This window comes from Streptomyces sp. PH10-H1 (assembly GCF_030063355.1).
Classification (GTDB): Bacteria; Actinomycetota; Actinomycetes; order Streptomycetales; family Streptomycetaceae; genus Actinacidiphila.
The window spans coordinates 88809-102955 of record NZ_JASISZ010000018.1 but is presented as its reverse complement, the minus strand read 5'-3'; the positions used below and the strand labels follow the sequence as shown (position 1 = coordinate 102955).

At 70.9% G+C, this 14147-nt stretch carries 13 protein-coding genes; 4 read left to right on the top strand and 9 right to left on the bottom strand.

The window, feature by feature from the left end; genetic code table 11:
• Positions 1-255 precede the first annotated feature (255 nt).
• Positions 256-999 (top strand): SLATT domain-containing protein, encoded by a 744-nt coding sequence (locus QMK24_RS14255; protein WP_283466148.1) that lies wholly within the window; start codon positions 256-258, stop codon positions 997-999.
• A gap of 37 nt (positions 1000-1036) precedes the next feature.
• Here QMK24_RS14255 and QMK24_RS14250 read toward each other — a convergent pair whose 3' ends face one another.
• The 3 genes from QMK24_RS14250 to QMK24_RS14240 all read right to left on the bottom strand — a co-directional run bounded on the left by QMK24_RS14250 (position 1037) and on the right by QMK24_RS14240 (position 4023).
• Positions 1037-1687, bottom strand: coding sequence for a putative DNA-mimic protein (locus QMK24_RS14250; protein ID WP_283466147.1), 651 nt, complete (start codon positions 1685-1687; stop codon positions 1037-1039).
• Between the two features lie 59 nt (positions 1688-1746).
• Positions 1747-2487: a GntR family transcriptional regulator gene (locus QMK24_RS14245; protein WP_283466146.1), complete on the bottom strand. Its 741-nt coding sequence runs from the start codon at positions 2485-2487 to the stop codon at positions 1747-1749.
• 168 nt (positions 2488-2655) lie between these two features.
• Entirely contained in the window at positions 2656-4023 is a 1368-nt protein-coding gene (locus QMK24_RS14240) for an aspartate aminotransferase family protein (protein WP_283466144.1), read from the bottom strand.
• 158 nt (positions 4024-4181) lie between these two features.
• Here QMK24_RS14240 and QMK24_RS14235 point away from each other — a divergent pair, with 158 nt between their 5' ends.
• Both QMK24_RS14235 and QMK24_RS14230 read left to right on the top strand, forming a co-directional pair.
• Positions 4182-5939 carry a protein kinase domain-containing protein gene (locus QMK24_RS14235; protein ID WP_283466143.1) on the top strand — a complete coding sequence of 586 codons (1758 nt, stop codon included), beginning with the start codon at positions 4182-4184 and terminating at the stop codon, positions 5937-5939.
• A gap of 80 nt (positions 5940-6019) precedes the next feature.
• Positions 6020-7711, top strand: a complete 1692-nt coding sequence (locus QMK24_RS14230) for a serine/threonine-protein kinase (RefSeq protein ID WP_283466142.1) — start codon at positions 6020-6022, stop codon at positions 7709-7711.
• A gap of 92 nt (positions 7712-7803) precedes the next feature.
• Here QMK24_RS14230 and QMK24_RS14225 read toward each other — a convergent pair whose 3' ends face one another.
• A complete protein-coding gene (locus tag QMK24_RS14225; protein ID WP_283466141.1) occupies positions 7804-9087 on the bottom strand; it encodes an adenylosuccinate synthase in 1284 nt (427 codons plus the stop codon).
• A 136-nt stretch (positions 9088-9223) separates the two neighbouring features.
• On the opposite strand from QMK24_RS14225, the gene QMK24_RS14220 reads away from it, so the two are divergent.
• Complete coding sequence (locus tag QMK24_RS14220) at positions 9224-10108, top strand: diacylglycerol kinase family protein (RefSeq protein ID WP_283466140.1); 885 nt, start codon at positions 9224-9226, stop codon at positions 10106-10108.
• Between the two features lie 63 nt (positions 10109-10171).
• Here QMK24_RS14220 and QMK24_RS14215 read toward each other — a convergent pair whose 3' ends face one another.
• From QMK24_RS14215 to sp36, 5 genes are all read right to left on the bottom strand, one after another.
• Positions 10172-11401: a cytochrome P450 gene (locus QMK24_RS14215; protein WP_283466137.1), complete on the bottom strand. Its 1230-nt coding sequence runs from the start codon at positions 11399-11401 to the stop codon at positions 10172-10174.
• A 104-nt stretch (positions 11402-11505) separates the two neighbouring features.
• Positions 11506-12351, bottom strand: coding sequence for an MBL fold metallo-hydrolase (locus tag QMK24_RS14210; protein WP_283466136.1), 846 nt, complete (start codon positions 12349-12351; stop codon positions 11506-11508).
• Positions 12348-13376, bottom strand: a complete 1029-nt coding sequence (locus QMK24_RS14205; protein ID WP_283466135.1) for an NUDIX hydrolase — start codon at positions 13374-13376, stop codon at positions 12348-12350. The genes QMK24_RS14210 and QMK24_RS14205 overlap by 4 nt, the downstream gene beginning before the upstream one ends.
• A gap of 65 nt (positions 13377-13441) precedes the next feature.
• The gene (locus QMK24_RS14200) at positions 13442-13903 is read right to left on the bottom strand and encodes a RidA family protein (RefSeq protein ID WP_283466133.1); all 462 of its coding nucleotides are present in this window, start codon (positions 13901-13903) and stop codon (positions 13442-13444) included.
• Positions 13900-14061, bottom strand: a complete 162-nt coding sequence (sp36, locus tag QMK24_RS14195; RefSeq protein WP_136726681.1) for a Sp36 family protein — start codon at positions 14059-14061, stop codon at positions 13900-13902. Before sp36 ends, QMK24_RS14200 begins: the two co-directional genes overlap by 4 nt.
• Positions 14062-14147 lie beyond the last annotated feature (86 nt).

Genomic DNA, 14147 nt, shown 5'->3' with positions numbered 1-14147 from the left:
CAGCGCGGGCACGGCCGTCCTTCGTGATCACTGAGCGTAGAGAACTCCATGATCGCCTGGACCCGTGCCCGCACCGCATCCACCCCACCTGATCACTCGACAGCGGCTGCCTATTGCCGGTCGGTCTTAAGGGCTGAAATACAGCGATCCTGCCAGCACGGTCAGCCGTTCGGCGGTAAGAAGGGAGCTTCGCCGTCTCGGAAGACGAGCGGAGGACGAGCGGAAGACGAGCGCAGGATTGCGAGGGAGCGCGCAGTGAGCCAGCCGGACATGTACCCCGAGGAGGCTCCCCGGGAGGAGCCCGTTCAACGGGCTCTGCATAGCCAGGAGGACCTGCGGGCGCTGCCTTTTCCCCTCGGCGACTGGGGCGAGCCCGCCGAACGCCTGGAGGAGCTCTATCGCTGGGCCGAGTCCGGGGCACTGCGCACCACCGACTGGTACCTCGCCGACCGCGTCTGGAAGCGGCACGGGGCGCGCGCGCTGCGGGTGGCCGCCGCGTGCTTCGGCACCGTGGGCGCCGCGCTGCCGCTCATCGACCTGACGGGGGCCGCGGACGGCGCCGCGCGCTGGGGCTACGTGGCGCTGCTGTTCGCAGGGGTCTGTGTCGGCCTCGACCGCTGCTTCGGGCTGACCTCGGGCTGGATGCGGGACGTCGCCACCGCGCAGGCGGTGCAGCGGCGGCTGGAGGCGCTGCGGTTCGACTGGGCGTCGGAGTGCGTCCGGGAGGTGCTGGGCCCCACCGAGGGCACGGCCGCGGAGGCGGCCGAGCGCTGTCTGGCGGTGCTGCGCCGGTTCTGCGAGGACGTCTCGGACCTGGTCAGGATGGAGACGGCGGACTGGATGACGGAGTTCGGGACGCGGAGCGCGCCGCTGCGCGCGCAGTCGACGGTGCCCTGGACCGCCCGTACCGAGGGCGGGCCCGTCAGCCGCTTCCCGTTGGCGCCCGGCGGCCGGCCCAACATGCCGCGCCAGCGGCCCCCGGAGGGGCCGACCCGCTGATCGGCCCCCGTCCCTCTACTGAAGACTGAAGACGCCGTCAGCTGAAGACCACCATCGAGCCCTGCGCGAGGGACCGGGTGGCCGCCGTGTGCAGACCGAGCCAGACGTGCCGTTCACGGGCGAACGGGCTGGGATCGTACGAGGGCTGGGCCGCGGGCTCCTCCAGGCCGGTGGGCCGGTCCGGCGGGGCCGGGGGCTGCGGCGGGTTGACCGGGTCGATGCCGATCGCCGGGGCCACGGACGCGAGATCGCGCAGCAGGCCATGGCTCGAACCCAGCGGGCCGCCGCCTTCGAGGAGTTCGTCGTTGACCACCGGATGCGGGAAATCCAGCGGCACGTACGCGCCCGCGTGGTCGTAGTGCCAGACGAGGTGCGACTGCTGGGCGGTCGCCTCGAACATCTCCAGCAGCTGCTCGTAGTCGCCGCCGAGCGCGTCGACCGGGGTGACCTCCAGCCCCTGCAGGTTCAACAGGAAGGCGCGGCGCAGGAAGTGCAGCGCGTCGTAGTCGAAGCCGGCCACCGGGCCGACGTCGCCGGACAGGCCCGGCATATAGGTGTGGACGGGCACCGGCGGCAGCCCCGCTTCGTTCAAGGCCTTGTCGTAACGGGCCAGTTCCTCGGAGAAGGGGTTTTCCGGGCTGTGGCAGAGCACGTCCACAAGGGGAACCAGCCACAAGTCGCAGGCCACAGGCGCTCCAAGTCGTCTATGCGATCGTCGGGCCAGCGTAGTGCGAGGCGGGGTCGCCGTCAGGAGGTGGTCGCCGACTGGTCGTCCACTGGTCGCCTACTGGGGGCCAACTTCGCCATCAGCGCCAGGGAATGGTCGTTGTAGGCGACGACGATACGGCGTGCGGTGTGCAGATCACGGTCCTGGACGGCGTCGACGAGTTCGACGTGATCCGACCAGCAGACACCCGCGAGCATCGGGTGGGCGCGCAGATAGGGGACCGAGTACATCCAGGTATGGGTACGGATCCGGTCGAGGAACTCGCAGATGTGAGGATTGCCCGACAGCGCCGCGATCTCGCGCCAGAAGCGGATGTCGCAGCCGATCAGCACATCGAGCGTGCCCGCCCGCGCGGCCCGCGCGGCGGCCTCGCCCCGGCGGCGTACGGACGCGATCACCTCGGGGGGCACCTCGCGCAGCTGGTCGCCGTCGATCCGGCTGAAGATCCCCTCGGTGACCAGATTGCGCGCCTCGACCATGGAGACGAAATCGTCGGGGCCGAAGTGCCGGACCTGGAAGCCCCGGTGCTGCTCGACGTCGAGCAGGCCCTGCGCGGCGAGGTCGACGAGCGCTTCGCGGACGGGCGTCGCGGAGACGCCGTACAGCTCCGCTATCTCCTTGACCGTGAAGTCGCGGCCGGCCGGGAGCCGGCCGGTGAGCACTTCGTCGCGGAGCGCGTCGGCGATCTGCTGGCGCAGGCTGTTGCGCTTCACCGGTGCGCTGTCCGCAATCACCGCCGCCCCGCCCCCTCGTCCGAACATACGTTTCACTCCGCTTTTACTCCGCACACGATATGCGAGGTTCCCGGAATCAACCGCACGTCCGGCGAGGGAAGCGTGTGGGGGTTATGTGTCGTTCGTGATCAGCCGGAGACGTGATCAGCCGGACAGGCGCTGTCCGTTGACCTATCCAATGACCTATGCGTTGACCTATCCGTTGACGGCGTACCGGTCGGCGACCGTCAGCGCCTCGTCCAGCGCCGCCAGGCCCTCCTTGGCCTCGGCCTCCGTCACCGTGCACGGCGGCACGACATGCGTGCGGTTCATGTTGACGAACGGCCACAGGCCGCCCTTCTTGCACGCCGCCGCGAACTCGGCCATCGGCGCGTTGTCCGCGCCGGCCGCGTTGTACGGCACCAGCGGCTCGTGCGTCGCCTTGTCCTTGACCAGGTCCAGGGCCCAGAAGACGCCCAGACCGCGCACCTCGCCGACCGAGGCGTGCCGGGCGGCGATGTCGCGCAGCGCGGGGCCGATGACCTTCTCGCCGATCTCGGCGGCGTTCTCCACGATCCGCTCCTCGCGCATCGCGTTGATCGTCGCGACGGCGGACGCGCAGGCCAGCGGGTGGCCGGAGTAGGTGAGACCGCCCGGGTAGGCGCGGGTGGCGAAGGTCGCGGCGATCTCCGGGGAGATGGCGACACCGCCGAGCGGCACATAGCCGGAGTTCACGCCCTTGGCGAAGGTCAGCAGATCCGGGACGACGTCCCAGTGGTCGGCGGCGAACCACGCGCCGGTGCGGCCGAAGCCGGACATGACCTCGTCGAGGATGAAGACGATCCCGTAGCGGTCGCAGATCTCGCGGACGCCCGCGAGGTAACCGGCCGGCGGCACCAGAAGGCCCGCCGTGCCGACGACCGACTCCAGGATGATCGCGGCGACGGACTGCGGGCCCTCGAAGGCGACGAGCTGCTCCAGATGCTCCAGCGCGCGCTCGCACTCCTGCGCCTCGCTTGTCGCATGGAACTGCGAGCGGTACAGGTACGGGCCCCAGAAGTGCACGACACCCGCCGAGGCGGTGTCGGACGGCCAGCGGCGCGGATCACCCGTGAGGTTGATCGCGGTGGAGGTGGCGCCGTGGTACGAGCGGTACGCGCTGAACACCTTGTGCCGGCCGGTGTGCAGCCGGGCCATGCGGACAGCGTTCTCAACCGCCTCGGCACCGCCGTTGGTGAAGAAGATCTGGTCGAGATCGCCGGGGGTGACCTCGGCGATCAGTCGGGCCGCCTCGGACCGTACGTCGACGGCGAAGCCCGGCGCGATCGTGCAGAGCCTGGCCGCCTGCTCCTGGATCGCGGCGACGACCTTCGGGTGCTGATGGCCGATGTTGGTGTTCACCAGCTGGGACGAGAAGTCCAGATAGCGGTTGCCGTCGTAGTCCCAGAAGTACGAGCCCTCGGCCCCGGCCACCGCCAGCGGGTCGATGACCGCCTGGGCGGACCACGAGTGGAAGACATGCGCCCGGTCGGCGGCCTTGACTGCGGCTCCGGCCTCGGGGTCGGCGGGGAAGGGAGGGGTCATGCGCTCCAGGCTAAGGATCATCGCCGGTCGGCAACATGGTCACCTTGTATGGCGCTCGCCACTTACGTCGACATCCTGTCAATACCTCCGATCGGTCTCGTACGTTCATATGTCTTCTATCCTTCGCCTTGGTGTGGCGTGCGAAGGAAGTCGGGGACATGGAAGAACTGAGTTCCGAGGATCCGCAGTGGATCGGCTCGTACCGGCTGCTGCGCAGGCTCGGCGCGGGCGGGATGGGACGCGTCTTCCTCGCCAGGTCGGAGCGCGGCCGTACGGTCGCGGTGAAACTCGTCAAGGGCGAGCTGGCCGCGCAGCCGGAGTTCCGGCGCCGCTTCCAGCAGGAGGTGCGGGCTGCCCGCCGGGTGGGCGGGGAGTGGACCGCGCCGGTGCTGGACGCCGACACCGAGGCCGCCGTTCCGTGGGTCGCCACCGGCTACATCGCGGGGCCGACCCTGCACGAGGTGGTCGCCGGGGGCCACGGGCCGCTGCCCGAACGCTCCGTACGCGTCCTGGCGAGCGGCCTCGCCAAGGCCCTGCGGGACATCCACGCGGCCGGGCTGATCCACCGCGACGTGAAACCGTCCAACATCCTCATCACCATCGACGGCCCCCGCGTCATCGACTTCGGCATAGCCCGCGCGCTGGAGACCGTCGCCGACGGCCTGCTGACGCGGACCGGAGCCGTCATCGGGTCGCCCGGCTTCATGTCCCCCGAACAGGTACGGGGCGAGCGCGTCACCCCGGCGAGCGATGTCTTCTGCCTCGGCGCGGTGCTCGCCTACGCGGCCACCGGACACATGCCGTTCGGCAACGCCGAAGGCGGCGTGCACGCGCTGATGTTCCGTATAGCGAACGACCAACCGGACCTCGGCGGCCTTTCCGACGGCCCGCTGCGCGACCTGATCGCCGACTGCCTCACCAAGGACCCCGAACGCCGCCCCTCGCCGGACGAGCTCGTGGACCGGACGAGCGCGGACGCCGGCGCGTCCGGTCCCTGGCTCCCCGGCGAGCTTCTCGCCCAGCTCGGCCGCCACGCGGTGCGGCTCCTGGAGGCCGAGACCCCGCAGGCAACCGCCGGCCCGGCCCCGGCCCCTGCCGCGACGCCCGCCACGGCTCCCGCTCCCCAGGAATTCGGGCCGTCGCCGTACGGCCCCGAGCAGGCGTTCCACCGGCCGGGCGAACCACATCCCAAGCCGTTGACGGTGAAGTCACCGCGCAATCTGTCCACGCTCCTCACCCTGCTGATCTGCGCGCTGATGCTGGGCCTGGTCGTGAACCTCAACTTCGAGATCGAGCTGTTCCGCAAGCTGGTGAACTACATCACCGGCGCGGCGGACTTCACGAACGGGGAGGTCAACGCCCAGAAAACCCGCTTCCTCAAGATGGCCGCCCTGTTCGGCGCCATCCTGGTCCCGACGGTCGTCGTGTGGCTGGCCTGGTTCCGGCGGGTGCGTGCCAATGCCGAGGCGTTCGCGCCGGAAGGGCAGCGGCTCGGGCGCGGCTGGGCGATCGGCGCATGGTTCGTCCCGGTGGCCCATCTGTGGATCCCGAAGCAGATCAGCAATGACATCTGGACGGCCAGCGACCCGGGCTCCCACGCGTACGGGCAGCGGCGGGCGGGCGCCTCGCGCGGCGTGCTGCACCTGTGGTGGCTGACGTGGGCCCTGCAGTGCGCGTCGCTGTACGTCTCCTGGTTCTGGCGCACCTGGTACGACGCCGACTACGCGGACGAGGCCAAATTCATCGTCAAGATCGGGATCGCCCAAGATGTCCTGGCGCTCGTCTCCTCGGTGCTGGCGATCCTCGTGGTGCAGCGGATCACCTCAATGCAGGAGCGCCGGGCCGCCGCCTCCCCGCAGGCGAGCAGCTCGCCGTACCCGCCCGCGTACGCGGCGCCGTACGGGCCCGCCCGCTGACGACCTGCCCTGATGCCCGCCGCCACGGGGGCGTCTATCCTCTCCTGACCGGGGACGGACAAAGCAGGGGGCGGCCGGGCATGGAAGAGCTCAGATCCGATGATCCGCAGTGGATCGGCGCGTACCGGCTGCTGGGCCGGCTCGGCACCGGCGGCATGGGACGGGTCTTCCTGGCACGCTCCGAGCGCGGCCGGACCGTCGCCGTGAAACTGGTGCGGGCCGAACTGGCCGCCCAGGACGAGTTCCGGGCCCGCTTCCGGCAGGAAGTACAGGCCGCGCGCCGGGTCGGCGGCGAGTGGACGGCACCCGTACTGGACGCCGACACCGAGACCGAGATCCCGTGGGTCGCCACCGGATACATCGCGGGCCCGACCCTGCAGCGCGTCATCGCCAAGGACCACGGCCCGCTGCCGGAGCGGTCGGTCTGGGCGCTGGCGGACGGGCTGGCCCGCGCGCTCAAGGACATCCACACGGCCGGGCTCATCCACCGCGACCTCAAGCCGTCGAACGTGCTGATCACGATCGACGGACCACGGGTCATCGACTTCGGCATCGCCCGCGCCCTGGAGACCGTCACCGGCGGCCTGACGCACACCGGCGCGCTGGTCGGCTCGCCGGGCTTCATGTCGCCGGAGCAGGTACGCGGCGACCGGGTCACCCCCGCCTGCGACATCTTCTGTCTGGGCTCGGTGCTGGCGTACGCGACGACCGGCAAGCAACCGTTCGGCGCCGCGAGCAGCGGGGTGCACGCCCAGATGTTCCGGATCGCGCAGGAGCCGCCGGACCTGGACGAGCTGCCCGGCGGACTGCGTGAGCTGGTCGCGGACTGCCTGGTCAAGGAGGCCGACCGGCGGCCGGACCTGGACGCGGTACTGGAACGGATCGCGGGCCACTCCCCGGCCGACGGCAGGACCTGGCTGCCGAGCGCGCTCGTCGCGCAGCTCGGCCGGCATGCGGTGCGGCTGCTGGAGGCCGAGAACCCGTACGAGGAGGGTTCCGCCGAGGCTCGGGCGGCGGCGCAGACCACGCCCGCATCCGCGCTTGAGCACGAGCGAGAGCACGCGCCCGCGGCGCCGGCGTCCGACCCCGTCCCGCAAACGCTCCACCACGAGCCGACGATGACCTCCGCGGCCACCCCGCCGCCGGGTCCTTCCCCGTACGCTCCCGGCGGTTACGGCTACCCGCACCCCGGGTACGGCCCCCCGCCTGGCTACACCGCTCTTCCGTCGGCGCCGCACCGGCGGCAGGGCGTGCTGATCGCCGCCGCGGTGGCTGTCGCGGTGGTCGCGGGCGCCGGCGCGGCCTTCGTCGCGCTCACCATGGGCAAGGCCAAGGACAACAGCACCGACGCCCGGAACCGTGACAACAAGACCGGGGCGAGCGCTCCTTCGGACTCCGGCACGCCGCAGACCTCCCCCTCGACGTCGGCGACGGCCTCCACCGCACCCGGTGACGTACCGAGCCAGTTCGTCGGCACCTGGCAGGCCGGCTTCGACAGCAACGGTGCCAATACCCGCACCCTGACGATCGGGCGGGACGGCATCGTCACCCTGATCGGTACGGGCGCCACCTACCACTGCGAGTTCGCGATGCACATGACGTCGGCCGGTCCGCCCCTGAAACTGAGCGCCTCCCTCGTCACCAACGCCGTGCCCGCCACGGCCTGCAATCCGGGCCTGGCCTCCACCGTCACCGAGCTCGACGCGACCCACCTGATCCGTGACTCCCAGGAGCCGGGCAAGGCCCCGCTGACGTACACGAAGGTCAGCTGAAGCGGAACACAACGCGGCGGGCCCCCCGGGGGGTCCACCGGGGCGCGCCGCGTTGTGCGTACTGCCGTTACCGCCGTGCGTCGGACGAACGGTCAGATGAACGAGTTGATCTCGATCGTCTCGGTACGGCCGGGGCCCACGCCGATCGCGGAGATCGGTGCACCCGACATCTCCTCGAGCGCCTTCACATACGCCTGCGCGTTCTTGGGCAGGTCGTCGAAGGTCTGCGCCTTGGTGATGTCCTCGGACCAGCCGGGGAGCATCTCGTAGACCGGCTTCGCGTGATGGAAGTCACTCTGGTTGTAGGGCAGCTCCTCAACGCGCTTGCCGTCGATCTCGTAGGCCACACAGACCGGGATCTGCTCCCAGCCGGTGAGGATGTCGAGCTTGGTCAGGAAGAAGTCCGTCAGGCCGTTGACGCGGGTCGCGTACCGGGCGATGACCGCGTCGAACCAGCCGCAGCGACGGTCGCGGCCGGTGGTGACCCCGCGCTCGTGGCCGATGATCCGCAGCTTCTCGCCGTCCTCGTCGAACAGTTCGGTCGGGAACGGACCGGCGCCGACACGCGTCGTATAGGCCTTGAGGATGCCGATCACGCGGCTGATCTTCGTCGGGCCGATGCCGGAGCCCGTGCAGGCACCGCCGGCGGTCGGGTTCGACGAGGTGACGAAGGGATACGTGCCGTGGTCGACGTCGAGCAGAGTTCCCTGGCCGCCCTCCATCAGCACGACCTTGCCCTCGTCCAGCGCCTTGTTCAGGATCAGTCCGGTGTCGGCGACAAAGTCCTTGATCTGCTCCGCGTAGCCGAGGTACTCCTCGACGACCTGGTCGATGCTGATCGCGCGCCGGTTGAAGAGCTTGACCAGAACCTGGTTCTTGTCGTGGAGAGCGGCCTCCACCTTCTGGTGCAGGATCGACTCGTCGAAGAGGTCCTGCACACGGATCCCGACGCGGTTGATCTTGTCGGCGTAGGCCGGGCCGATACCGCGCCCGGTCGTACCGATCTTGCGGCTGCCGAGGAACCGCTCCGTCACCTTGTCGATGGTCTGGTGATACGGAGTGATCAGATGGGCGTTACCGCTGATCAGGAGCTTGGACGTATCGACGCCGCGGTCGTTCAGCCCGCTCAGCTCGGAGAGCAGGACCGCCGGGTCCACGACGACACCGTTACCAATGACCGGGGTACACCCCGGCGACAGGATTCCTGAGGGGAGGAGATGCAGTGCGTACTTCTGGTCGCCAACGACGACCGTGTGGCCGGCATTGTTGCCGCCCTGGTAACGCACGACATAGTCCACGGAGCCACCGAGCAGGTCAGTGGCCTTCCCCTTGCCTTCGTCACCCCACTGAGCACCGAGCAGCACAAGTGCGGGCACAGGCGTACACCCCTTCCGGGCGGGGCATGTCCAACGTGCAGAGAGCCGTCGAACCGGTGCCCCGGAATAGACCAAGCCCCTGACGCAACGGCGCAAGGGGCTCTTGCACCGAGATTTTACCTGAGGAAGGACCAAGGTGTCGGCTCAGCGACCTACCGGGCAGCAATTGCTCGTGGTCATCGACCCCGCCGCACGCGCCGTTGACGGCGAATCCGTACGTATCGCGAAGGATGTCCTGTGTGCGGGCGCGTCCTCCGTAAAAATCGCTCTCCCGGATTCGGCCGAAGAGGTGGCGCGAGTGCTCGCGCACCGCGGCCGGCGCCGTCCGGTGGTTCTCGGTGACGACCGGACGCTGCTGCAGGCGGTGCGGGCGCTCCACCATGAGCGGACGCTGGGCGAGGCGCCGCTCGCGCTGGTGCCGATCGGGCCGCGGTCCTCGCTCGCGCGGGCGCTGGGCGTGCCGGGCCAGGTACTGCCCGCGGCGCGGGCGGTGCTCGACGGCATGGACCGCGAGCTGGACCTGCTGGTCGACGACAGCGGCGGCATCGTGCTGGGCACCCTGCGGATCCCCTGCGACGGCCCGGCACGAGCCGAGCACTGGTGGACGCCCGTGGAGCGGACCGCTCGGTCGCTGGTGCGGACGCTCACCGCGCCGATCCCTGCACACGGAAACGGAAACGGCCACGGGAACGGGAACGGGCACGGGCACGGGCCGGGGTTCGGGCACGCGCCGCGCCAGCGGCTGCGGGTGGAGGCGGACGGGGTGGTGCTGGTGGATCTCGACCAGCCCGTGCACGAGGTGTCGATCCGGACGATCTTCCCGGGGCTGGTGGAGGTCTCCGTATGCCATCCCGACAGCGCGGAACCGCTGTGTGTACGGGCCGGCACCGTCACCGTCTCGGGCCGGGACTTCCGCTACCGCGCGGACTCCGCCGCCGCCGGGCCGGTCCGTACCCGCACCTGGACGGTGCAGCCGGGCGCCTGGCGGCTGACGGTGCCGCGTGACCTGACCCGTCCGTGATCCCGCACGTGATCCGGCACGTGGTCCCGCACGTGGTCCCGTGCTCGTCAGCGGCCCGGGGCGTCACCAGCTGACGAGCAGCTCCTCGAGGCCCCGGATGACATAGCCCGGCTTCCACCGCGGCTCGGACACCAGCCGCAGCCCCGGGGCCCGGCGCAGCAGCATGCCGAAGGACGCGGCGAGTTCGAGGCGGGCAAGCGGCGCGCCCAGGCAGTAGTGGATGCCCGCGCCGAACGTGAGATGCCGGTTGTCGACGGCCGGCCGGCGCATATCGAGGCGGTCGGGGTCGGGGAAGCGGGCCGGGTCGCGGTTGGCGGACCCGAAGAGCAGGGCGACCTCGGAACCGCGCGGGATCACGGTGTCGCCGACCTGGATGTCGTCCAGCACCCAGCGTTCGAACATCTGCAGCGGGGTGTCGTAGCGCAGCAGTTCCTCGATCCCGTCGCGGAGCAGCTCGGGGTGGGCGCGGAGCAGGTCGAGCTGGCCGGGGTGGCGGAAGAGGGTGAACCAGCCGTTCGCGGTGGTGTTGACGGTCGCCTCGTGCCCCGCGTTGAGCAGCAGCACGCAGGTGGAGATCATCTCCTGCTCGCTGAGCCGGTCGCCCTCCTCGTGCGCGGCGATCAGCGCGCTGATCAGGTCCTCGCCCGGTGCGCGGCGGCGTTCGGCGATCAGCCCCCGCAGATACGCCGAGAACTCCTCGCTCGCCCGCACGGCCCGGCGCACGGTCGCGTCGTCCGGGTTGAGTTCGAACATCCCGCAGATATCCGCCGACCAGGGCCGCAGCAGGTGCCGGTCGGCGGGCGGGATGCCCAGCATCTCCGCGATGACGGCCACGGGAAGGGGTTCGGCGACCCGGGCCAGCAGGTCCCCGCCGCCGTCCGCGTGCAGCCCGTCGACCAGCTCGGCGGCCAGCCGTTCGACGGTCGGCGCGAGCCGCTCGACGGTGCGCGGGGTGAACGCCTTCGCGACCAGCCGGCGGATGCGGGTGTGGTCGGGGGCCTCCAGGTCGAGCAGACCGTTCCCGTTGAGGATGTGGAACGGCTCGTGCGCGGCCGGCGGGGCCTCGCGGCCGAACTCCTCGTGGGTGAAGCGGTGCAGGTATGTACGCCCCAGGCGGCGGTCGCGCAGCAGCGCGCTGACGTCGTCGTAGTGCGGGATCAGCCACTGCCGGGTGGGCTCGAACCAGTGCGCGCGGCCGCGCCCGCGCAGCGTCTCGTACGCCGGATACGGGTCCGAGACGAACCGCGCGGACCACGGGTCGAACTCCAGCGGTTCCGGTTCTTGGGTGGTCATTCGCCGGTCGGGTTCCTGGGTGGTCATTCGCCGGTCGGGTTCCTGGGTGGTCATTCGCCGGTCGGGTTCCTGGGCGGTCATTCGCCGGTCGGGTTCCTGGGCGGTCATTCGCCGACCAGCCGGTCCTCGATCAGCCCGTGCTCGCGCAGATAGTCCAGCTGGGCCATCACCGACAGCTCGGCGGCGGGCCACAGCGACCGGTCGACGTCCGCGTACACCTGCGCGACCACCTGCGCGGGCGTCAGAAAGCCCGCCTCCACCGCGGTCTCCACCTGCGCAAGGCGGTTCGCGCGGTGCGCGAGGTAGTACTCGACGGCGCCGCGCGCGTCCGTCAGCACCGGGCCGTGACCGGGCAGCACCGTATCGACGCCGCCGTCCATCGTCATGGCCTGGAGGCGGCGCAGGGAGTCGAGATAGTCGCCGAGACGGCCGTCCGGGTGCACCACGATCGTGGTGCCGCGGCCCAGGACCGTATCGCCGGTCAGGACGGCGCCGTCGGCCGGCAGATGGAAGGAGAGCGAGTCCGCGGTGTGCCCCGGGGTGGCGACGACGCGCAGTTCCAGTCCGCCGGTGGTGATGACATCACCGGCCGCCAGCCCCTCGCCGCCCAGCCGCAGCGCCGGATCGAGCGCCCGCACCTTGGTCCCGGTCAGCTCGGCGAAACGGGCGGCGCCCTCCGCGTGATCCGGGTGGCCGTGGGTGAGGAGGGTGAGCGCGACGCGTTTGCCGGCCGCCTCGGCGGTCGCGACGACGTTGCGCAGATGCGCGTCGTCGAGCGGGCCCGGGTCGATGACCACCGCGAGGTCGGAGCCGGGCTCGGACACCAGCCAGGTGTTGGTGCCGTCCAGGGTCATCGGCGACGGATTGGGCGCCAGTACGCACACGGCGCGCGCCGTCGCGGGGCCGCCGATCGTCAGTTGTGGCCTGCCGGGCAGGATCGCCGAGGTCATTGGGTGGCTCCCAGAGGGGGAACGGGTCCTTGCGGGGGTGCGGGTTTCGGCGGCCCGGGTTTCGGAGGTGCCGGTTTCGGGGGTGCGGGCTTCGAGGGTGCCGGCTCTTGCGGCCGGACGGAATCCTGCGGCGGTGCGGGGACATGTTCCGGCGGTGCGGGGATGTGCTTCGTGAATTCCTCGTGGCCCGGCCAGCTCAGAACGATCTCCTCCCCTTCGAGGACCGCCCGCGCCAGCACCGGCGTCAGGTCCTGGTCCGCGGCGCCCGCCAGGGCCGCCCCCACCGAGTCGTACGGAAGCAGCGCGCGCAGGGTCGCGATGGTCGGCGGCATCATCACCATCTCGCCGCGCCGGTAGCCCTCCACGGCCTCGGCCGGGCGCAGCCACACCGTGTGATCCGCCTCACCCGAGACGTCCAGGGTGCGCTGCCCGGTCGGCAGCATGGCCAGGAAGAACCAGGTGTCGTAGCGTCGCTCCTCGAACTCCGGGGTGATCCAGCGGGCCCACGGGCCGAGCAGATCCGAGCGCAGCACCAGCTCGCGCCGGGCCAGGAAGTCCGCGAACGACAGCTCCCGGCTGACCAGCGCCTCCCGGTCGGCCTCCCAGCTCTCGCCCGTGGTGTCCGCCACGACGCTGCCGCCGTCCGGCCCGGCCAGCAGGACGCCCGACTCCTCGAACGTCTCCCGCACCGCCGCGCACACCACGGCCTGGGCCGACACCGGATCCACTCCGAGCGCGGCCGACCACGCGTCGAGCGCCCGCCCCGCCCACCGGACCGGCTTCTCGTCCCGCGGGTCCACACCGCCGCCCGGATACGCGTACGCGCCCCCGGCGAAAGCCATGGAGGCGCGTCTGCGCAGCATGTGAACGGCCGGTCCGCCGCTCGCGGTGTCCCGCAGCAGCAGGACGGTCGCGGCCCGGCGCGGAGTCACGGGGATCAGCTCCCCGTTCGTCAGCGCCCGGATCCGCTCCGGCCAGGAGGCCGGAAACCACTGCCCGTTACTCGTGCCGCTACTGGTGGTCATGGGCGGGATCGTACGGCCTGCCGCCCCGATGTTCGAGGGCGAGCCGCCGAGGCCCGTCCGGACGGTCAGACCAGTTCGACCTGGATCTCGACCTCTACCGGAGCGTCCAGCGGCAGTACGGCCACGCCGACGGCGCTGCGCGCGTGCACGCCCTTCTCGCCGAGTACCTCGCCGAGCAGCTCGCTCGCGCCGTTGATCACGGCCGGCTGTCCGGTGAAGTCCGTCGCCGAGGCGACGAATCCGACGACCTTCACGACCCGCTTGATCCGGTCCAGGTCACCGGCCACCGACTTGACCGCGGCCAGCGCGTTCAGCGCGCAGATACGGGCCAACTCCTTGGCCTCCTCCGGCGTCACCTCGGCGCCGACCTTGCCGGTCACCGTCAGCTTGCCGTCCACCATCGGCAGCTGGCCGGAGGTGTACACGTACACGCCCGACTGCACGGCCGGCTGGTACGCGGCCAGCGGCGGCACCACCGCGGGCAGCGTCAGGCCGAGCGAGGTGATCTTGTCCTCGACCGCGCTCACGCCTGCTTCTCCCGCTTGAAGTAGGCCACCAGCTGTTCCGGGTTGTTCGGTCCCGGAATGACCTGGACCAGTTCCCAGCCGTCCTCGCCCCACGTGTCAAGAATCTGCTTCGTCGCGTGCACAAGCAGCGGCACGGTCGCGTATTCCCACTTAGCCATGAGCCCGACTGTAATGCCTACCCCCACCCACCCCGCCCAGCGCCTGGCGCCTGGCGGGCAGACCCGTCAAAACCCAGCCGGCCCGG

Bases quoted from the DNA above. Each gene is read 5' to 3' on its own strand.
- QMK24_RS14245 (WP_283466146.1), bottom strand. From the start codon at position 2,487: ATGTTCGGACGAGGGGGCGGGGCGGCGGTGATTGCGGACAGCGCACCG.
- QMK24_RS14240 (WP_283466144.1), bottom strand. From the start codon at position 4,023: ATGACCCCTCCCTTCCCCGCCGACCCCGAGGCCGGAGCCGCAGTCAAG.
- QMK24_RS14235 (WP_283466143.1), top strand. From the start codon at position 4,182: ATGGAAGAACTGAGTTCCGAGGATCCGCAGTGGATCGGCTCGTACCGG.
- QMK24_RS14230 (WP_283466142.1), top strand. From the start codon at position 6,020: ATGGAAGAGCTCAGATCCGATGATCCGCAGTGGATCGGCGCGTACCGG.
- QMK24_RS14215 (WP_283466137.1), bottom strand. From the start codon at position 11,401: ATGACCACCCAAGAACCGGAACCGCTGGAGTTCGACCCGTGGTCCGCG.
- QMK24_RS14210 (WP_283466136.1), bottom strand. From the start codon at position 12,351: ATGACCTCGGCGATCCTGCCCGGCAGGCCACAACTGACGATCGGCGGC.
- QMK24_RS14205 (WP_283466135.1), bottom strand. From the start codon at position 13,376: ATGACCACCAGTAGCGGCACGAGTAACGGGCAGTGGTTTCCGGCCTCC.
- sp36 (WP_136726681.1), bottom strand. From the start codon at position 14,061: ATGGCTAAGTGGGAATACGCGACCGTGCCGCTGCTTGTGCACGCGACG.